Below are 21,558 nucleotides of genomic sequence, written 5' to 3' on the forward strand. Positions count from 1 at the left end.
AATGGTACAAGTAGCAGTTAACCACGCCAGCTTTTTGGGCGAAGGGCCCGTTTGGGACTGGCGCAATAACCTATTATACTGGGTTGATATTACGGGCGGGCACGTTCATGAATACAACCCCGAAAACAAGAATTTCAGAACCATTGATGTTAAACAGATGGTTGGCGCGGTAACTATTTGCAGCAATGGGCAATTACTTGCCGCGTTAAAAAACGGCCTGGCTATGGTTGACCGTAAAAGTGGCCAACCGGCATTTTTTGCCCACCCGGAGGCCCATATGCCGCAAAACCGTTTTAACGATGGCAAGTGCGACCCGGCCGGCAGGTTCTGGATTGGATCCATGGCTGTTGACGAAACGCCAAACGCCGGGAAATTGTATATGCTGGATGGCAACCACGATATCACGCCCAAAATACATGGTACCACCATATCCAACGGAATGGCATGGAGCCCCGACCACAAAACTTTTTACTATATCGATACGCCGACCATGAATGTGGTGGCTTATGATTTTGATATACACAGCGGTACCATCTCCAACAAAAAAACGGTGATCACTATCAACGAAAAAGATGGCTACCCGGATGGCATGACCATTGATACCGAAGGCATGCTGTGGATTGCCCACTGGAACGGCTGGCAGGTAAGCCGCTGGAACCCGCGCACCGCAACCAAATTATTTACCTTAACCCTACCCGTAGCCAACGTAACCTCTTGCACATTTGGCGGCCCCAACCTTACCGACCTATACATCACCACCGCCCAAAAAGGACTTACTGCCAATGAACTGATACAGCAGCCACTTGCAGGCATGCTGTTTGTTTGGAAAGATTGCGGATACCAGGGGGCGAGGGCTTTTGAGTACAAAAGCAAATGATTTGAAACACGCTAAAAACGTTTTAAAAAAATAAACGATTTGTATAAACGAACAGGCTATGGGCTATCCGCAGCGGTGAGGATAAATCTGATGCAATTTGCACTCCGTGATATGCTGTAGTGCAAATTGTATAAAATTCTTTTTCGCCCCTCGCTCGGTACGGTAATATTTACCCGATGGGGTACGAATGGGATTAATTGCAAGTGTGTGTACCGGTACGGGATGAAACAGGGTGACACGCCCTGACACGGGGTGAAACACCCTGGTACACCCTGGTACGGGGTGGTACGGGGTGGTACACTACCAATGGTTAATATTTTTAACCCGGACAAAATTCGGATTGAGCGGAAGCATCGCGTAGGTGGTGGCGCAAAGGGTGACTTGTAATCAAAAAGAGCTATACGCCTCCATACCTCGAAAATATCCCTTGTCATGCTGACGAAGGAAGCATCTAACGAACTCTTCTACCACCGGAAAACAAAGGAAGTAATTGCATCCTTACGTACCGAACATTTTGTCTTGATTCTCGCCTCTTGACTCTTTTCCTGCCGTTGCCTGCGGCCCGCGCTTTACACTCATACTACACAGGCCTTAGCCGCCTGGCCGGTATCCGTTTCAATCGCTAACGGGAGCGGCTGGAATTGAGGGGTTGGGGTTTACAACAAAATGTGATTTGCGTGTGAGGCAGATGTGAGATGTGTGCGCCTGCTTCGGGTTAACCGTACGTAAACATAGCAATTTAGCTAAACTTTAATTGAATTACAGGCATAACGGTATTATTGAATAGCTCAATAGATTTGTATATTTGTATATCATGATAAGAAATATCCATATAGATGAACTATTTCCAAAGCATCTGTTTTGGGATGTGGATATGTCATGCCTTGACATTGATAATGATCGCGATCTCATTATTCCAAGAGCATTAATGGCAACCACGCCATTAACATTTACAAATGATATTGCTAAACTTGAAGTGCTTTATCCCAAAGCAGTTATCGCTCGCGAACTAAAAACCACAAAAGAAAGGGTTAGTAATCAAATTTGTCGCTTAGTTGCAAGACGTTATCACGTTAAACAATTCGCCCGTTTTTCTAAATGAAAGCCGGGGACTGCAGGAATTAAGGGGTTAGGGTTCACAACAAAATCGTGATTTGCATACGGGAAGCGTGCGCCAGCGGGAAAATATCCCTTGTCATGCTGACGAAGGAAGCATCTATTAACGAACTTTTTTACCACCGGAAAACAAAGGAAATAATTTCGTCCTTACCTACCGAACATTTTGTCTCGCCTCTTGATTCTTTTCCCGCCGTTGCCTGCGGCCCGCGCTTTACACTCATACTACACAGGCCTTAGCCGCCTGGCCTGTATACGTTTCAATCGCTAACGGGAGTTGCGGGGAGTTGAGGGGTTAGGGTCACAATAAAATCGTGATTTGCATGTGGGGCACACTCGACACGCGTGCGCCAGCGCGGGGACGGAATCTTCGCCTTACCTAATTCCAACCGCCCTGCAACATTTGCGATTTGTTAATTTAACATATGTGCAATAACGTTTCTAATAACATGATCAGCGGTTTTGGCAGAAATGAAAGAACCATATTTTTGAACATTGTCATTTTTATGCGCATTTGCATGATCTGATATGCATTTGATAGATAACGCTGTTGGTTTTGGATCAGTTGAATGTTGTGCCGCATAAAAGACCGCATATGTTTCCATATCGATGGCGATTAGTTTGCGTTGATACTTCATTTTTTCTTCGATATAGCCGGCATGGCTAATTACGGCGGCGCCTGAACCCATAGGACCGATGTGTAACTTTAATTCAGCCGATTGTGCATCGCCCTGCCATTGGTCTTTGATTTCGCGTAAAATATTTTTATCTGTGGTCAAACCCATTAATGCATTCTTCAAACCGGCGTCGAGTTGAATGGAACGATAATCAGGCTCAAACACGGGTTGTCCATCTTTATCGGAAAGCTTCCCGCTATCTAAATCGTAGGACATATCACTGATAATAATGTCTCCTAAATTAACTTTACCCTCAACACCGCCACAGATACCAGTCATGATCATGTAGCGTGGCCTGAAGTGCTCAATGAGTTTAGTACAAGCTGTAGCTGTGGCTACCATTCCCATTTGCGGCAAATGAGTCGCAGCTATGTTCATTGCTCTGCCATCATCCAGCATCAATTTACCAATCGAATAGTTGGCTGAATCATTTGGAATTTTTAACTTTTCCCAGTTGTAAGGTAGTTTAAGGACTGCTTCCAGTTCTGGTGTTAGCAATGCTGTCACAAATGCAACATCACATCCATATGACTTTTCTGCCATTTCCCCTGCCTTTTGTGCTGAGATTTCCTCGATTTTAACTTTGATCGTGGTTTGCCAATTGATCGCTGAACTGTCGTATTTAATTAACGACACAAGATTTTCTTCTAAAATACTTTTGTATTTTTCGTTGAAGTTTGTAAGCTCGGTCAAACCAATAATATGTTCTGGAAGTTTCAGCCGTTTACTTTTTTTAATTTCCAAAATAAAGTCCATACCTGCACTTTCTTTGGGGTCGTCGGAAAAACGTTCCGGCAAATTCATGTCTATAATAGCCAAAGCAAAGCGCTCTTGAAGTAACCTGCGTGCTGACACCAGATCAGGTGCCACTTCAAATATGCAATTTGGGATCGTATTCAAAAAATCAGAGATCTTACCGACTTTTTTTTTGTCGTCATCGATCACAAGTATATTAATCATGTTATAGTGGTGATAAGTTCCTTTAAACGATTCTTCCAGGCAGACAAACCTGGTTTGTAAAAAACGATTTCTAAATAATGATTTGGAAATTCTTTAGTAAACGCATTGCGCCATTCCTGTAACGACGAGATACGGCCATTTTCCGTAAAAGAGTCGTACTGCGTGATGATGATTACTTTACAATTTATATTTTTACGTTTAATTTCCCGAAGAATATCTTTACCTGCGACCGCACGGTGCTTATAGCCGTCTTCGCCAGATTTGATATCATAATTTGGCAATTGCATATCCAGCAAAATCAATTGGAATTTGTTGGTTAAAATAGCTTTCAAGCCAGATTGATACGACATTCTAGTTTCCAACTCGTGCTGAGGATACTCGGCGTCCACATACTCCATTAGAGCTTTTAACTTTTTAGGATCGTCTTCGATTAATAGTATCCTCATTTATTGATAATTGGTAAATTTGTAGTTTCAAAAGATATTTCTGTGTAGAAATAGGGTTTACCGTCAGCCATTAAAAGATCAAGATCGATGGTGAAATTCTTACGCTTAACATCATGTTTCAAGGTTTTTTTGATCTTTGGGAAACCGGTTCCGCCTTCTTTATTGATATCTTCATAGGTTTTTTCAGACTCGATCTTCTTTTTGGTCGCGGCAATATTACTGCGCGTAGTGGCCAAATGACCGTCGTCGTCCAAAATGTTATTACTCACTTTAACATGAATACGATCATCCTTTTGAAATACTTCTATTTTAATCCATAGCTCACTCGAAGGCAGTTTACTATGTTTAAGCGCATTTTCCAGTAGATAGTACAATATATCTGTAAAATGTGGAAACAGGTCACCGTCAAGGATAAGATCGCAGTCCTCCCGTTTAATAATTTCCGCGCCGGCAAATAACGGGTTAACATTTTGGAGGGTGTCTACATTGGAATCGATCAATAATTTGAAATCAAATTCTTCAATGATCTTTTTATTGCTGCGATTAAACCATTCTGAAATATTCCCCATTTCGACAGTTATAGCTGTTTGACATTTGCGCAATGTAGAAATTAGATCCTGCAAAACTTCATGCGCAGGTTCGGTTTCCTTAAAAGACAAGGTGCATAGTTTTGTTTCGGCTTCGTTGAAGATGGCTTCTAACTTGGAGACCATCTCACCATTGAGGTGTTTTTTGATCTCCGCAAGTCCAACTTCTGTCTTAGCCCATAATTCTTCAATACCGCTCTCCATAAACGCCTCGAAATCTTTTATTGCGCCAAATTTTTCTTGGAATAATTTTAGTAGTTCATCTTCAGAATAAGAATAATCGAATAGACCGCGGGAAACTTTGCTTGCCTCTGTTTTAATTTGTATCGTCTCCGCCTTTAAGCGTTCGGCTAATTCATCAATTGCCTTCGAAAATTTACCCAACGTTTCATTCAGTAAATCGTTCAGTTCTGGCTGGTCGAACCGTGTTATCCAATACTCATTCGGGAAGTACTCGTTTCCGCTTTCATTTTTTACGGTAATCAGATTGTGAGTTTCAAAAACGCTCCTGATCTGACCCAATAACGTGCCATGCCGAATACGCATACTTAAATAGGTATCTAATCCATGATCCTTATTTTCAATAAACTGATCGCGTATTTTCAAAAAGGCTTCCTTAAAATGTCGAAAGCGACTATAACTAGTCAGTTTTAGGTTTTTGATGTTTTCTTCAACCTTTTGTTGGTCATTTTGATCGACAGGCATATCCTGATCATCATCACGTTCTAAATAGTAGACCAATATGTTGCCCAAAGAATCGACGATTTTCTGTAATTGGTCCAGCGGCAAAGCAGCAATCTCAATATTTCGGTTGAAATTCTCTCTGAGCTGTCCTCTAAGTAAATCTTTCAAACCTGGGACATCTACATATATTTTACTGAAATTAATTTGTTTAATCCCTTTTCGCACTAAAATTTTTCGCCATAACTCAGATATTTCAGTTTCAATAGCCGTAGTATTATTACTTTTACCTAATAAGAAATTACAAATTTCTAATCGCTCTAAATCTAACTCTTCCTGGTTTTCAAACGCAGGCGAAGAATGAAGAACATCATGGGTACATACTTTCTCTAAGAAACAAATGTCAAGGTTGGTATACTCTTCTAATTGTTTGATGTAAGCGCTAGGTCGATCCACCTGCTTGCTGTCTAAATAATTATCGAAAGCGACATATAGATCGTAGCTTTCAATGTTTCCGCGATAAAAAGTCAGGTAAATTGGAAGATAAATATTGCCGGCCAACTGACTTCCATAATCTCCGGTTAGTTCTTCCAATAACGGTGGGACGAAAAAACGCTCCTGAAAATTCTCATTTTGGATCAGGGTTGATGTGGCCAATTCCATTGCAGCCTTGTAGTCCCCTAACTGAAACAGGCAATGATATTTCCCTATTAAAATGTCAAGTTTGTAATGCGAATACCTCGACATTTCGTGATATTCTTCGCTCGAAATAATGCGGTCGTATAATGGCAAGGCGTTCTGAAACTGTTTCTTATTTCTTAGTGTAATCGCTAAGTATTTAAGCGCCCGCACAGATAAATTTGAATCTTCAACTTGTACCGGAGTCGCTTGAATAGTTCTGATCAGCGAAATGGTGGGTGACTCAGTCTTTTCCCCAATAAGCTTATCAAAAAATTTCTGTCGATCATCCGGTAACAAAAATTGATTTAGCACGGGGTTCAGCGTAACCGATGAACAGACATAAAATTTGAATAAATTGATTTGCCATTCTGCGTCGAAACGAAATGGCAATTCCTGGGTTAAAAGGTAAAAAAAACCATTCGCTAAAGGATGATCGCCTAATTGGTGAACAAATTTGTAAGCGTCCGCAAAACTCTCAAAAGAGAACTCGTCATCCTTTTTTAAAACCTTACATAAGTGGAAAGTGAGCTGGTCAATAATACAACCCGCTTTATTAAATTGAATACAACGTTGACCTGTATTAACACAGGCCTTCACATATAAAAGTATCGCATGATAGGACGACGGATTGGCGCGGATAAAATCCGGTGCTATTTCGACAACGTATTTGTAATTACCGACGGTATAACTATCAGCCAAATCCAAAAAAAGCCGATCAGCGGGAATAAACCCAGGTAAAATATCGCTCATCAAACCAAGAACTCTTAAACTCTCGTCGCTTGGTATCAAAGAATGCAATTCGCGTACTATTTGCTTAACGGTTCCGATTTTATGTTTTGTAACTACTTCCTTTTGACACAATAATAATTTGGCAACCTGTTTAAAAGCTAGGAATTGATCAATAATAGACTGGCGGCTTTCTAAATTGAGAATGGCGCTGTAGCCCTCGTAGGCAAATGTTTTAAAGAAGTCAACTTTAACCCGAATGAAATCGTGAAGGCTTTTATCAACGGCTTCCATGTAATCTTTGAGTATATTGTCATATTGCAGGGGCGATATGTTTTTTTCTATACGGATACTCGTATAACTGCTTATAAAATTCGTCACCAGCGAATTATCGTCCGATAAAAGGGTACTTAAAAGATTTTTATTTGCTTTAAATCCTTTTTCGAACTCAGCAATGATTAACTTTTGTTGTAATGACCAGTTAGAATAGGAAATCGATTGTTCAATTTGGTCGATTATAATACCAGCTTTTTTATAATCTCCCAATAATAAACAGCGTGAATATTCTTTTTCCAACGAGACGAAGTGGGTCAATTCATCTGCGTATTCTTCTATAGTACGGCCAATCCACAATAACTCTGCATTAAGATCTTCGACATGCACACCAGGTTCTTTTGTGAAATTTTCATATCCGTCTGCGATTGGCTTTCCGAAAACAAACTCATAGGTACTTTCATCTAACTGACTAATGATACGGTCTGCCTCCTGGTGAGTCAATGTATACCTAATTTGTCTCGAAAGAAAGTTTTTATTTATATCCGCCGGAAGTATTCCTTTTTTTAACTGTGCGATAAGGTCTTTCGCCAATATTTTTTTTGCAGATCTTTTTGATACTGTCGGTTTAGAAGCAAATGGGTTCATAAATTATTTTACTATGCAGAAAACCCGATAAAAGCAACAAAGACAGTCATAAGGGTTAGCCAAATTCAAATATATATATATTATCCGAACAAATATTTATTGTGAATTCTTCTTAGCATGCGCATATTAATATGATAGTCAAAATGAGTTTGCTTTTTGATAAAGTATAGTTAAAAGTCAATAAATCTCTCGGCTGAAATTTGACTTTAAATAAATAGGTGATACTTTTTAGATTCCCCTCGCTACCGCAAGGGTCCACCCTTGTGGTCCGCATGCTAAGTATACGCCATGCATAGCCCGGAGATTACTTCGCACCTTATAATATCATCCATATAAGTTGTTGATTATCAAATATGTTTCTTATTCCCCTCTCGAGAGGGGGCGGGATGGGAAGTGCGTTGGCAGGGGTGTGTTTTTCCGCGTTTTCATTGCGCGTGTATAAACACACCCCTCCGCCCCTCTCAAGAGGGGAATCGCACATTTCCCCCTCCGCTACCGCAAGGGTCCACCCTTGTGGTCCGCATACTAAGTATACGCCATGCATAGCCACCATGCACAGCCCGGAGATTGCTTCGTACCTCGCAATGACATGGTGGAGATAAGCCCAGTCAAAACCTTGTCCGCCTATCCAACCTCACCCCAACCCAACCGGGCGAACGGACACCGCACAAAACAAAAGGCCGCATTAACCGCGGCCTTTGGATGCAAGCTAAAATGAAATTTTTCGCCCTTGCCTTTTCAACTATTATTGACTGTAAAAAATGTCCTGTTGTTATCGTTCGTTACTTTGGAAGAATGGTTACAATTACTCTTTTATACCGGGTTAGCCGGGGCGTTCCTTTATCGGTAACCTTCAAAATGAAGTGAGTAGTTTGCAGACTACCTACCTCCGGCGCTTTTAGTTCCGGAATGACAGACATGTTTTCTGCCGGAGTAACCGCTATTGTATCATGCAACGTTCCCGCTTCCCGGTACTGAAACCAGTGAAAACTCAGGGCATCTCCATCAGGATCATAGGATGCACTGCCGTCAAGACTAAATGTCTCGCCGGATTTTACCGTGAGCTGTTCGGGCATATGGAGTTTGGCAACCGGTGGGTGATTGGCAGCTTTATAATCCGTATTGCACCAGGCCATTCTTGCCGCAAAATCATGCTGGATTTCTTCTCTCCATCTCCAAATGGTTACATGGTTGTCTTTGTATGTACCTGTGTCTTTTACAATGGCACGCCCCCATTTGCCTTGCACCCAGGGTGTATATTCGTCTTCGGCATTTGTCCAAAATGGTCTCGTCTCTTCTTCCAGCGGAACAATCCATTTCAGCTTGGGGTCAAAGGGCGGTTTGTAAAATTCATAACGTCCGCCCCAGCCTCCCCAGTTTGGATGCTCGGGGTTGTTTAGTCCATTGGGAATCAGCGAGAGCCAGGACGGGGTATCGCCCTCCATGCCAAAAGATACATCCGGATAAATTGCCCCCAGCGGCCCATGTCCCTGCTGGATATTTTGCATAAGCCAATCATTGCTCACAACTTCGTTGTTGGCGCCGGGAAATACCCTTAAAATGGCCGACCATGTAGCCGCATAATAATTTCCCGGGCTTGCGATGTAGAACAGGCCAGGGAAATTCCTGCGTATCCATGGCCCCGAATTATCCTGGTCCGAAATCGTGTATACCCTGAGCTTGCTTATCAACCTTTTTGCTTCCCCTTCGCTTTTAGTCTCCCTGATTTTCCACAGTGCCTGCGCCAGTACATTCGGGCCGCCCCAAACAGTCACCCATAAAGGGCGGCTGTCATTCTTTTCAAGCATTTTGATCACCCAGTCCGACCCTTCCGAATCTTTACCTTTTCCTACGCCTTCCATCCCATAAACCGGAAGCCCCCTTTTTACCAGGCTTAATAATTTTTGCGCTGTCGGAAATCCGGGTTCATGTTTTAGAAGATTAGGTTGCACCTTCTCATAACTACGAATAACTTTTTCAATGAGTTGCGGGCTAACTTTTTTTGATTGATGAATGGATGTTGAAGCGATGAGCCCTTCGATGTCGATTTGATTTGTGTATAGCATTAACCGGACCATCGACATAAAATCATCAGGCTCGTTTCCGATGTCGGTAATAACAATCAGGCGATGTTTGGCAATTGTTTGTGCAGAAACCGTAATGGGTGTTGCCAGTATAATACTTAATACCACTTGCGCAACCAGCATGAATTTTGCTTTCATTATTTCCATCCTCTACTTCACCACATTAAACGCATAACTCCCCGACGCCAGCTCATAAACAGCCTTCCCATCGGCATATTTCAAAAACTTGATGCCTTTTGCTTTTGCAGCGGGTTTGCCGCCTTCGGTTACCGCCGAAGCTGACGGAGCGGGTAAGTATAAAGTGGCTTTGGTATTTGCCGGTACGGTTGCGGTATAAGTTAGGGTATTACCTGCCATTTTCCAGCTGCTGTTTATCCTGCCGTAGGGCGAATCGTAGTAGCCTTTGGCGTAGGTCATCTGGCCGGTTGGGTCGGGCTCGGGTTGCAGGATAAAGTTTTTAAAACCAACCTCGCCGCGCTGGATGCCCAGTGAGTAGGCCATCATCCACTGGCCAATGGCACCAAAGGAATAATGATTAAAGGAGTTCATGCTGTTGTTGCCGCCAAAGCCGTTTTCAACCGTATAGCCATTCAAACGTTCCCATATGGTAGTTGCGCCCTGGTCAATTGCGTATAGCCATGAGGGGTAATGGTTGTTTTGCAGCACCTTGTAGGCCAGGTCGGTGTGCCCGTAATCGGATAGCGATTTGCTGATCCAGGCCGTACCGATAAAGCCGGTCATGAGGGAGTATTTAGGGCGGGTAATACCGCCATCGTCCTTGTTTTCGCGCTCTACAACTGCCTGCAGGTTCTTGGCCATATAAGGAATGTTCTCATCGTTAAAAACCCCTAACGATAACCCAACGGCATAAGCAGTTTGTATATCGGCTACTTTAAATTCCTGCTTGGTGCCCGGCGGATCAAACGCTCCACGACCAACAAGTCCCATCGCTTTTTTATCGGCATTGATAAAGGTTTTGTTAAAAAAGGCTTTGCGTTCGATATATCTTTCCTGGTATTTTACAGCGTCTTCGGGCTTGTTTAAAGCGATGGCAACCTTTACCATAATACCCAAATCGAAAATATGGTAAGCCGTTACCAGGTAATCGGTACCCAGCTGGTTGTTTTGCGGGCCAAGCCAATCGCCTAACTGCGAATCGGAACTGAGGCCGGTTTTTTTGCTGATGGTGGAGTCGATAAAGCTCATGTACCTGGCCATGGCCGGGTAATGCTCTTTCAACAAGGCAACATCCTCATATTGCTGATATGCTTCCCAGGGGATAGTGATACCCGCGCTGCCCCAAAGCACACCGCCAAAACCGCCGCCTACCGGGGCAATATCTGTAAATTTTCCGTTGGGCATTTGCAAATCGCGCAGGGCAAAAAGGTGCCGCCTTAAAAACTGGTCGCTGTTGGACAGGTAGGTAGCTGTACGCGAAAAAATACTGATATCGCCCGACCAGCCCATGCGCTCGTTGCGCTGCGGGCAATCGGTAGGGATGGTTAAAAAGTTATCGATGTTTGACCAGGTAAGGTTTGACCACAGCTTATTCACTTTAGGGTTTGAAGTGACATAATCGGCCGTTAGCTTGTGGATAGAGCTCATGGCTAAACCCTGCACGGCGCTTAACGGCAGCGGTTCATCAACCCCGGTAACTTCAATATACTGATACCCGTGCGATGTAAAGTGCGGCTGAAATGTTTGCTCACCATCCTTCATGGTATACACATCCTGGCTCAGGGCCCCGCGGTAATTTTCGGTCATGATCATCCCCACATTCTTACCCGATTCTTTGAGGGCCGGGTATAAAACTTCGGCATAACGCAACAATAACTTTTTACCGGCCTTACCATTTTTGATATAGATTTTGGGCACGCCCACCATATTTTGCCCCATGTTGTACACATAAACGCCTTTGCGTACTTCCTGCATACTTTGGGCGGTAAGTGTTTTGTAAATGCCGGCGGGCTGGCCAATTTGCCCAATCAGCGATAGCTTATCATAATTAAGATCGTCCTTATGACCAAAATAATCATAGGATACACCCGAGTAAGCGGTACCATCCACCGGTACCTTAACCGCCTTTTGCCATGCGTTATCATTATAATTGATGGTGCTCCAGTTGCTTATTCCGGCTTCTAATGATGCATCATAAACCTCGCCCATATCCAGGCTGCTGTAAACTATGGGGCCTTTGTTGTAATATTTCCAATCTTTATCGTTGGTAGTAATTACTTTTTTTGAACCATCGGCATATTTAATAACCAGTTTGGCCAGTAGCGATTGCCTGTCGCCAAAGTGGTTCCAGATGGTGCCATAGCTTAACAAGCCGCTCCACCAGCCTTCGCCCAGCATAGCGCCTATGGCGTTTTGCCCGTTGGTAACCATGGCGGTAACATCATAGGTTTGGTACAGGTGGGTAATATTGTATTGCGTTAGGCCGGGGTTGTAGTAATCGTTACCTACGCGTTTGCCATTCAGGTAAACCTCATAAATGCCCCGGGCTGTAACATACAGGCGGGCACTTGCAATTTTTTTGCTGTTTGTTTCAAATTGGGTACGTAGCATGGGCATGGAGTTATGGCTTGGGTCGGCCACCGCAAAAACACCCTGGCTACCGCCCGAAACCAGGAAGCGGTTGTTTTTTATACTGATGTCACCGCTGCCTATGAAAGATTTATAAATACCCGCATAATTTTGTGCCGACAAGTCCTCTTTAAACAAGGTATTTCCCGGTTTGCGCGCGTTGGATACCTCCAGCCCCGAAAATGCGGCCTGCTGCCCGGCATCCACGGCATAACCAATATCGCAAAGCAAACCGAACGAGATTACATCACGCGCGCCCAGCGGGTTAAGGGTTATTACCGCCCGGTGCGGCCCGCGGGGCGGAAAAACAGGCTGGGCGGCGGCAGGGGTTTTATCATTATCTACCAGGAAATCATAGTCGCCGTCTACGCTAAAGGTTAAAGTGCCCATTTCGTTATTGATTGCAAAACGGTGCTCTTTGTTTTTATTGCCTTCGTTAATTACGCTTGTTTTAATATCAAACGATTTTAGCACCCGTGTAGCGGTATCATTGCCGGTATAACCGCTACGGTATATGTTAATTTTGGCGTTACCCGTACCGGCGCTGCCCAGCTTTGAAATATCCAGCTCGATTTTAAAATAACTCTCGTTCAGTTTATTTTCAACCTGGAAAATATTTTTGTTTTTATCCATTAACCGGGCATCATTGGCACCCATGATGATGCTTGCACGGGTGCTACCGGGCGCAATGGCCAGTTTGTAATTCATATTAAAAACGGGCAGGTATTTGGAATATAAAACCAAATCGTTGTTGCCGCCGCCAATCCAGGTGGCGCCGTCCCAGGCCAATAATTTGGGGTCGGGATCCATCAAGCCCGTTTCAAACCAGGATGTATTGGTTAACATGGCACCTGTTTGGTCCCAAACGGTAACTTTCCAGGTGTAACGGGTGGCAGCTTTAAGCTTTTTGCCCGCATATTCAATACCCGATGATTTGCTGCTGTTTATCTTCCCGCTGTTCCAAACGGGTTTACCTGTGCCATCTTTTACTTCAAGCTGATAGGATAACTGGATGTAGCCCCTTGCCGCTGCCGGTGCTTTCATTTGCCAGCTAAAGCGGGGAATTTCCACATCAATACCTATTGGCTTGTCGGTATACTCTACCTGCAGGTTATCAATGCTGGCCGCGGGATTGGCCTTTAGCGGCATGGTAAATGCGGCTGCCTTATTAACAGGATAAACGAAAAAAACTAAGGCGAAAACCAGTGTAATACTTTTAAAAGCGAACAGGCAACTCTTTTTCATGAAGGGGGTATAAGTTATACAAAGGTTAATAATGTCAATAATAAAACCACCCGTTTGGTTTGTACACACCAGCATAACCTATTGCCCATGCAATAAGTGCCAACTATCGCAACCATTGCGGCCCCGATAGCCATGTATCAACCCAATTAAAATTCAGACTTTGGTTTTATAATTATTTACACAATAATACGTGTTGAAACGGTGAAACCGTCATGAACTGTCTTGTATATTGATAAAGCTGGTTATCCGGCTTTGTATTTTTGATACACGCGCACATAATCAACCTCAAACCGCTTTGGAAAAGTGGTTGCCGATGGTTCGCCGCCGTTATCGCCGCCAATGGCCAGGTTTAGGAGGATGTAATGCGGCTGCTTAAACGGATTAAAGTTGCTGCCGTCCTGGTTAACCAGGTTTTTTAAAGCCACGTGGTTAAGTAATATATCATCAACATACAGGCTAATAGATGTTTCGTCCCAATCCATTCGCCAGGTATGAAAGCGCTGGTTCCAGCCGGGCTCAAATTCATCGAGTTTTTTGATATTGCTGTACCATTTGGCCTGGTAGGGTACATCGGTGCCACAAGCTATGTTGGCCAACAGTTTATCCTGGTAAAATTCCATAATGTCAATTTCACCGTTTGATGGCCAGGGCTTGTTAAGGCCTAAGGTCCAGAAGGCCGGCCATAAGCCCAAATCGGTATTTATCCGGCCGCGCATAATCAGCCGGCCATATTGCCAGCTTTGCAGGCCACCGGTATTCATACAGGCCGATGTATATTCAATAAACGGTCGGCTGGTCTGCCAGTCGGTACTGTTAGGCACATACGCAGGGTTGGGCAGGTGCACCTTTTTAGCTTCTATTACCAGCAACCCGTTGTGGCAGCTGGCATTGCCGGCCTGGTACCATTGGTCTTCATGGTTGCGTACAAAACCCTGCTCAAACTTCCAGTTGGCGGGATTGGGCACCCCCTCGTTATTAAATTCATCGGCCCAAACCTGCTTATACCCGCCAACGGTATCAGGCTGAATTTGCTGGCCTTGTGCTATTAAAGGTGCCAGGAATGCTAAGCTTAAAACCATCCGTTTCATCGCAACAAAAAGAACACTTGCTTTATGGTAATGCTTAGTGGTAAAAAGCGTTGTATTCGGAGCTATTTCCATCGTATTATTTTTATTGTTCAATATCGGGTTTTATATCTGTAAGCGCCTAATTTATGGGCAGCCAATGAGGACGGGGTTGTTTACGACTCCCCCCTACCTCTCCAATGAGCTGTGATTTTAATGCGGTGCAAATTTTATATATTGTAGCCAGATATTGAAACAGCCCATGACCCGATTGCTACCGGTAATTTATCTTCTTTGCAGTATTTCCCTTTTTGCAAAAGCACAAAATAAAAATACAGCCCCGCCATTAGCCTATCATCTTGGCTGGGACGGAAAATCGGCCATCCTGCAGGTAAGCCTCGACTATATGCCCGCAAACAAAGATAGCACCGTATTTATTTACGGCGACCTCAATTTTGGCGGCCAAAAGGAGATTTTTAACGTGCTGCAAAATATCAACACTAAAGACAAAATAAAGCTTACACCACGCGAAAGGAAAATAACGGTTTACCATACCGGCGCGGGGCCAACGAAAATAAGCTATACCATTAACGGCCAATTGGTTGGCAACCCCAAACGGGCAACAGTTGATGAGCTGTTTCGCCCGCTGATAACGCCCAATATATTATACCTGGTGCCCCAGTTTTTTATGATAAACCCGGTGGGGCATCCGGCCATGGAGGCAAGCATACAATGGGATACATTTCCGGCGGGTTTACCTTATTTTATGTCAACCGCAGCCGGCGCCGGCCCGGCTGTTAAACAAACCATTACGCTTAAACAGGAGCAGGATGTACTGATGCTGATGGGCGCCAACCTGGTTATTAACACCTACAAAGTACACGGCATCCCCTATTATTCCATTACATCAAAAAGCGATACCATTAACAACTTAAAAGCCGAGCTTAAACCCTTTTTTGAGCGCTATTTTCCGGGGCTGCGCGATTTTTGGAAGGACGACAAAGCGCCTTACTATTACATCAGCGTGCTGCCGCTTTTATCAATTGACAAGCCATGGGCCACCGGGTACAGCCAGAAGCATGGCTTTGTTATGCGCTATTCGGGAAAATTTGATGACGATAAAAAACGGGTACTGGCCCATGAAACCTCGCATTCATGGATTGGCAATAACATGCAAATTGGCAACGATGAATTTGACAACCAATGGTTTGGCGAAGGGTTTAATGATTACGTAACAATGATTAACCTGGTAAAATCGGGCATACAAGATAAGGCCGCCTTTTTGGGTTATATGAATAAAAACAATTTGTACGACCATTATAGCAGCCAGGTAAAAAACGCGCCAAATGACTCCATCGCTGCCAAATTCTGGATTGATAAAAACTACCAGACCCTGCCTTATAAAAGAGGTTTCATTTATGCCTTTTACTTCGATAACCAAATCCGGCTGGCCTCGGGCGGCAAACTTTCTATCAGGGATTTCCTGCTGACTTTATTTAAAAGAAACCGGCAGATTCATGCCGCAAACCCTGCCGCCAATTTAACTTTGGACGATTATATTGCCGCGGCATCAAAATTCATCCCCAAAAAGCAGGTACGTAACGAAATACAAACCTACCTGATTAAAGGCAAACCGCTCGACTTTAAAACCATCCGGCTAATTGATGGCTTTAAGATGAATTACCACGATAGCATACCGGTTTTAACCATAGGCAAAACAATCAATTTAAAAAAAATCTATGCCCAATAATTACAGCCCATCGCGCAGGAGCCTGCTTTCTATTTTGGGCGTGCTACCATTTGCACCGGGATTATTAAACAGTTTGGCCAAAAACCAGGCTAACGAGCCAGGCACCGGGTTAGTTAACGACAACCCACTCCCCGCCAGGGACCAGTTTGCAATTAAAGGAACATTTTTAAACGCTGCCTATACCCATCCTATGAGCATTGGCAGCGCTGAAAACATCAAAAGTTACCTTGATTTCAGGATGGCGAATGGAAAAGCGGCAGATACGATTGACCAGGATAGAAACACCGCCCGCACCTTATTTGCCCGCCTGATAAATGCCGATGCCGACGAGATTTCATGGGTGCCCAGTACCATGGCGGGCGAAAACCTGGTGGTAAATGGCCTTGGCTTACCAGGAACAGCTGCCAGGATAGTTACCGATGCTTACCATTTTGATGGTTCGTTGTACTTATACTCGGAAATGGCCAGGCAAGGGGCAGAGGTAAAAATGGTTATGCCCAAAAACAATAAAATTGAACTGGCCGATATGGATGCCGCCATAACACCGGGTACAAAACTGGTAGCAGTTTCGCTGGTATCGATGATTAACGGCTTCCAGCACGATTTGAAGGCGCTTTGTGACATAGCCCACGCCAGGGGAGCCCTGGTATACGCGGATATTATACAGGCAGCAGGCGCGGTGCCTATAGATGTGCATGCCCTTGGTGTTGATTTTTGTGCGTGCGCCACCTACAAATGGCTAATGGGCGATTTTGGCGCAGGTTTTTTATATGTACGGAAAGACAGACTACCGTTAATTAAACGCAGCCAGTTTGGCTACCGCCAGCTAAAAGATATGCAATCGCATGTTTTTCCTTTTGATGCTGCCGGGAACGCCCCGTTTGAATTTGTGCAGGGCGACAAAACCCGCAATTATTTTGAAGTGGGCACCCTGGGCAATGCCGCCGTGCCGGCGCTTATATACTCCTTAAACTACCTGCTGCAAACCGGCGTGGATAACATACAAAAGTACCGTCAGCCCCTGCTTGATAAACTGCAACAGGAATTGCCTAAGCTGGGCTACCAACCCATGACGCCAACTGAATCAACATCGCCGATAGTAAGCTTTGCCCTGCAAGGGGCTGAAAAAAAGCTGCACCAAAAACTGGCGGCGGCGGGTATTAACATACAGCTTTATGAAAACCGGTTCCGGGTATCGCCGTCGGTATACAATACCATGGGCGATATTGAGCACCTGGTTGGCGTACTTTCCTGATTTAGGCGAACTTTTTGGCCATAGCAAACGCCGCAATTGCATATCGCTGAATTATATAACCAAAAATTGGCCAAATGCTTCATTATTGGTGATCAATATCAATTGGAATAATGATACTAATCACCCATTGAACGCCTTAAATCCAATTACTTTACTTGTAAAGATCCAGACGATGACCATCAAAAGAAATGGGGATAAGCCGCTGCCCACAGAAGCGCCCGCCGTACAACCACAACCCGAAGTAAAACCTCCGGTTGAGCCCACACCACCACCCACTCCGGCGGAGGCCCCATATGCTCAACCCGAAGAAAGGCCACAGGAAATATCGCCTTATGATTTACCGCCTCCGGGTGACGGCTTTTTCCCGGAAATTTTTGAGTGAGGGAACCCGTCCCGTCAAGTTAAACTGGCAATGTCCTGGAAAAAAATATATCACTAATAAAGGTGCGCATTGCGCAACAGGACATGTTCCTGATCTCTGTTCTTTTTCCTGCCTGGTTCGGCCTTGTTTTTATTTTCCTGCTGCTTAAAAGGGAATGGTGGCTATAAAGATTTTACGGCCCGTCGCCGTTATCGTCCGGCTTTGTCGGCCAGGTATACCTGTTAAAAAACCTGGTTCCGAAAAATAAAACGGAACACCGTAAATAGGATAATCATGACCACCGCTACCAGGATCAGGAAGGGATACGGATTAATTTTCCCGTCGGCTCTTCTTATCTTTACTAACCTTTTCATAGCCGATATTCGTCATTACTTGTTTTTATTCATTTTTTAATAAAAGTGCCTTTTCGTCAGTTATTTAAAATAAGCGGTGTAAATCCATCATCATGCCGCCCCGCTTATTTAAAACCGGGTGGGAAAACCAGCACCGCCAATCGCTGATCAGCGATCATCGCCCGGGACTCGCTATGGCCGAACATCCTGGCAATGAAAGAATGTTCTCCATGAGACATGGCTAACAGGCTGGCACTGTTTTCCTCGCAGTAATGCTGTACCCCCTTGTGTACATCTGTTTCCTGCACCTGGTTATAGCTGAGCTCATGGCGAACCAGGTAATTTCGAAAGGCAACCTCGGCACCGATCCCGGTTACTACTTCATTACGAGGGATGATATGAACAATATCCAGGTCAAAACCCAGCCGCACTGCCAGATTATGCAGAAAGCTTACTGCCGGTATATCAGATGTTCCAAAATCGGTGGCAAAAACAACCTTTTCCGGCACGTTTACAATTGCATTCATGGGGATGATAAGCACCGGTTTCCGGGCCTTCCGGATAACAGCAGCGGTGTTGCTGCCAGTGATCAGATGTTCCAGTGCGCCCCCGGATCTGCCTCCCATAATCACCATTTCAATGTCCGGTTCTTCGGTAAGGTCCCCGATGACGTCGCCAAGGCTGCCCTCACCGTTTCTTTCTTCAATGTACAGGCAATGGCCCATTACCATTACCGAAACCTCTCTTAATTTGTCAGCCTCCTGGATCAGGCGTTCTTTACTATCCTCAAAGAGCATGTTGGCCGTTTCGGCCACATACGGGCCGCCGCTATCGATGGGTATCAACGGAATATAAGGCAAGGTATGGTATAAACAGATGCCAGCATCCAGCTTGGCGGCAATACGAAGCGCCGCCGCCGCCGCGTGCGAGGCATTGGCTGTAAAATCGGTGAGTACGAGTATTTTTTTCATTTACGTTTCTCTTTTAATTCGTGCCATAGTTTAAGCGCTTCGCTTTGCAATTTTCGCATGCGTTCCATACAACGGGCCTGCTCATCTTTTTCAGAAAGCGGAATCTCCGTTTCCAGCGGACGCCGGCCGCCGGCAGAAGGGCCCGGGTTATTCCTGTTAATCATAACCTTTGTATTTGATACCTTCAAAAGTATTTAAAGAGCTGGCATTGAAGAATGATTAATAGCACCCAAATAATTGATGTTAAACACATTAACCAGGCATAAACTGCAGGCGGCATAGAAAGCCAAATTCATTTGCTTTAACGTTTAGAAGGATAAAGTAAAATAGGAAACAGGAGGCAGCGCAAATCTACATCGGTAAAAACGGTGTTCCATTTTATGCATTCCGTTATTATCTTGCATTGACAAACTTAAGTCACCATGGCGAACGTAAATTTTAATGAACTTCCGAATAACGCTTTTGATGCAATTGTCATCGGTTCGGGCATCAGTGGCGGATGGGCTGCTAAAGAACTTTGTGAGCAGGGCCTCAAGACCCTTCTGCTGGAAAGAGGTAAAGACGTAGTACATATCAAAGATTACCCTACTGCAACCATGAACCCCTGGGATTTTCCGCATCGCGGACGTTTGCCACTTCAGATAAAAGAAAGTAACCCTATTGCAGAGCGTTGTTATGCTTTCAGCGAAGCAAGTGAGCATTTTTTTGTTAAAGATGCAGAACATCCCTATGTGCAAGATAAACCATTTGATTGGATACGGGGTTACCAGGTAGGTGGCAAATCATTATTATGGGCGCGTCAAACACAGCGCTGGAGCAAATTCGATTTTGAAGGTCCAGCCCGCGATGGGTTTGCTGTTGATTGGCCGATCCGTTATGAAGATATTGCTCCCTGGTACAGCCATGTTGAGCACTTTGTTGGTATAAGCGGGAATCATGATGGCCTCGAAACACTGCCTGATGGCGAGTTTCTGCCAGCCTGGACCATGAATGTGGTTGAGAAAGAGATACAAAAACGGATAATGTCTAATTACAGCGACCGGAATGTGATTATAGGTAGATGTGCTCATCTGACACAACCTAAAGAAATTCATTTACAACAAGGCAGAGGACAATGTCAGGCACGTAGCCTATGTGAGCGGGGTTGCCCGTTTGGAGGCTATTTTAGCTCTAATTCATCAACCATACCTTGGGCCAGTAAAACAGGAAAATTAACGCTCCGGCCAGATTCCATTGTTCATTCCATCATTTATGACGAAAGCAAGCAAAGAGCAATAGGTGTTCGCGTAATTGATGCTCATACTAACAAGGCTGTGGAATATTTTTCTAAGATTATATTCGTGAATGCATCTACGTTGAATACTAACCTTATTTTACTCAATTCTACTTCTAAGCGTTTTCCTGACGGATTGGGGAATGACCACGGCCTGTTGGGTAAATATATTGCATTTCACAATTATCGGGGTTCGATAACGGCAAGTTTTGACGGCCCCATGGATAAGTATTATTACGGACGTAGGCCAACCGCAGTGATGATGCCAAATTTTCGAAATTTGTACAAGCAAGAAACAGATTTTTTAAGGGGTTATATGGTTTTTTATACGGCTACCCGTGCTGCTTGGGGACATAATACGGATGGACCAACAGTGGGGGCAGGGTTTAAAGAGGCAATAAGTGAGCCCGGGCAGTGGAACGTTTTTATGATGATGCAAGGCGAAACCATTCCTAAGGTTAACAATATGGTGCAATTGAGCAGCAATCTCAAAGATAAATGGGGCATACCGCTATTGCGAATTTCAGTTGGCTATGATGACAACGATGTGCGATTATTAAAAGATTTTTTAATACAAGGCGCGGAAATGTTGGATAAAGCGGGGTGCAAAAACATTATTACCGCCGACAGTGGGCAAAATCCAGGACTTGATATTCATGAAATCGGCGGGGTAAGAATGGGTAAAGACCCTAAAACATCAATGCTCAATAAGTGGAACCAGCTACATACCTGCAAGAACGTATATGTCACAGATGGTGCCTGTATGACTTCAACCGGTACACAAAATCCTTCGTTAACGTTTATGGCACTAACTGCCCGTGCGGCCAATCATGCGGCAGCAGCGTTACAACGCGACGAAATATAGTTATTATTTAGGCCACCATGCCCGACGGAAAGCATGGTATTTGACAACCATACGAAATGTGAATTTTCAAAAATTGTGC

Annotated in this window: 15 protein-coding genes; 6 read left to right on the forward strand and 9 right to left on the reverse strand. The window is 44.3% G+C overall.

Going from position 1 to position 21,558, the window contains the following annotated elements; translation table 11 throughout:
- Window position 1 precedes the first annotated feature (1 nt).
- Both ACFGVS_RS15155 and ACFGVS_RS15160 read left to right on the forward strand, forming a co-directional pair.
- Window positions 2-877 (forward strand): SMP-30/gluconolactonase/LRE family protein, encoded by an 876-nt coding sequence (locus ACFGVS_RS15155; protein WP_439694594.1) that lies wholly within the window; start codon window positions 2-4, stop codon window positions 875-877.
- Between the two features lie 814 nt (window positions 878-1,691).
- Window positions 1,692-1,979, forward strand: coding sequence for a DUF6922 domain-containing protein (locus ACFGVS_RS15160; protein WP_274211746.1), 288 nt, complete (start codon window positions 1,692-1,694; stop codon window positions 1,977-1,979).
- A 427-nt stretch (window positions 1,980-2,406) separates the two neighbouring features.
- On the opposite strand, the gene ACFGVS_RS15165 is transcribed toward ACFGVS_RS15160, so the two are convergent.
- From ACFGVS_RS15165 to ACFGVS_RS15190, 6 genes are all read right to left on the reverse strand, one after another.
- On the reverse strand, window positions 2,407-3,630 hold the full coding sequence (locus ACFGVS_RS15165) for a phosphorylase family protein (RefSeq protein ID WP_439694595.1): 1,224 nt from the start codon (window positions 3,628-3,630) through the stop codon (window positions 2,407-2,409).
- Window positions 3,627-4,076 carry a response regulator gene (locus ACFGVS_RS15170; RefSeq protein WP_439694596.1) on the reverse strand — a complete coding sequence of 150 codons (450 nt, stop codon included), beginning with the start codon at window positions 4,074-4,076 and terminating at the stop codon, window positions 3,627-3,629. The genes ACFGVS_RS15165 and ACFGVS_RS15170 overlap by 4 nt, the downstream gene beginning before the upstream one ends.
- Window positions 4,073-7,672 (reverse strand): hypothetical protein, encoded by a 3,600-nt coding sequence (locus tag ACFGVS_RS15175; protein ID WP_439694597.1) that lies wholly within the window; start codon window positions 7,670-7,672, stop codon window positions 4,073-4,075. Before ACFGVS_RS15175 ends, ACFGVS_RS15170 begins: the two co-directional genes overlap by 4 nt.
- Before the next feature lie 782 nt (window positions 7,673-8,454).
- The gene (locus ACFGVS_RS15180; RefSeq protein ID WP_439694598.1) at window positions 8,455-9,894 is read right to left on the reverse strand and encodes a nucleoside hydrolase-like domain-containing protein; all 1,440 of its coding nucleotides are present in this window, start codon (window positions 9,892-9,894) and stop codon (window positions 8,455-8,457) included.
- 12 nt (window positions 9,895-9,906) lie between these two features.
- Window positions 9,907-13,587, reverse strand: a complete 3,681-nt coding sequence (locus tag ACFGVS_RS15185) for a family 78 glycoside hydrolase catalytic domain (RefSeq protein WP_439694599.1) — start codon at window positions 13,585-13,587, stop codon at window positions 9,907-9,909.
- A gap of 242 nt (window positions 13,588-13,829) precedes the next feature.
- Window positions 13,830-14,747: a glycoside hydrolase family 16 protein gene (locus tag ACFGVS_RS15190; RefSeq protein WP_439694600.1), complete on the reverse strand. Its 918-nt coding sequence runs from the start codon at window positions 14,745-14,747 to the stop codon at window positions 13,830-13,832.
- 166 nt (window positions 14,748-14,913) lie between these two features.
- Between ACFGVS_RS15190 and ACFGVS_RS15195 the strand changes: the two genes are divergently transcribed.
- From ACFGVS_RS15195 to ACFGVS_RS15205, 3 genes are read left to right on the forward strand one after another with little or no spacing between them, the layout of a single operon-like run.
- Complete coding sequence (locus ACFGVS_RS15195; RefSeq protein WP_439694601.1) at window positions 14,914-16,401, forward strand: M1 family aminopeptidase; 1,488 nt, start codon at window positions 14,914-14,916, stop codon at window positions 16,399-16,401.
- A complete protein-coding gene (locus ACFGVS_RS15200) occupies window positions 16,391-17,656 on the forward strand; it encodes an aminotransferase class V-fold PLP-dependent enzyme (protein ID WP_439694602.1) in 1,266 nt (421 codons plus the stop codon). Before ACFGVS_RS15195 ends, ACFGVS_RS15200 begins: the two co-directional genes overlap by 11 nt.
- Window positions 17,628-18,038 (forward strand): hypothetical protein, encoded by a 411-nt coding sequence (locus ACFGVS_RS15205; protein ID WP_439694603.1) that lies wholly within the window; start codon window positions 17,628-17,630, stop codon window positions 18,036-18,038. The genes ACFGVS_RS15200 and ACFGVS_RS15205 overlap by 29 nt, the downstream gene beginning before the upstream one ends.
- A gap of 221 nt (window positions 18,039-18,259) precedes the next feature.
- Here ACFGVS_RS15205 and ACFGVS_RS15210 read toward each other — a convergent pair whose 3' ends face one another.
- The 3 genes from ACFGVS_RS15210 to ACFGVS_RS15220 form a co-directional block, all read right to left on the reverse strand.
- Window positions 18,260-18,391, reverse strand: coding sequence for a hypothetical protein (locus ACFGVS_RS15210; RefSeq protein ID WP_255369787.1), 132 nt, complete (start codon window positions 18,389-18,391; stop codon window positions 18,260-18,262).
- A gap of 104 nt (window positions 18,392-18,495) precedes the next feature.
- Window positions 18,496-19,341 (reverse strand): universal stress protein, encoded by an 846-nt coding sequence (locus ACFGVS_RS15215; protein ID WP_439694604.1) that lies wholly within the window; start codon window positions 19,339-19,341, stop codon window positions 18,496-18,498.
- The gene (locus tag ACFGVS_RS15220; RefSeq protein WP_177183734.1) at window positions 19,338-19,505 is read right to left on the reverse strand and encodes a hypothetical protein; all 168 of its coding nucleotides are present in this window, start codon (window positions 19,503-19,505) and stop codon (window positions 19,338-19,340) included. The genes ACFGVS_RS15215 and ACFGVS_RS15220 overlap by 4 nt, the downstream gene beginning before the upstream one ends.
- Before the next feature lie 258 nt (window positions 19,506-19,763).
- Here ACFGVS_RS15220 and ACFGVS_RS15225 point away from each other — a divergent pair, with 258 nt between their 5' ends.
- Window positions 19,764-21,479 carry a GMC oxidoreductase gene (locus ACFGVS_RS15225; RefSeq protein WP_439694605.1) on the forward strand — a complete coding sequence of 572 codons (1,716 nt, stop codon included), beginning with the start codon at window positions 19,764-19,766 and terminating at the stop codon, window positions 21,477-21,479.
- The last annotated feature ends 79 nt before the right edge of the window (window positions 21,480-21,558 follow it).

The sequence above is a fragment of the Mucilaginibacter sediminis genome, from assembly GCF_051903035.1.
In the GTDB taxonomy this organism is placed as follows: Bacteria; Bacteroidota; Bacteroidia; order Sphingobacteriales; family Sphingobacteriaceae; genus Mucilaginibacter.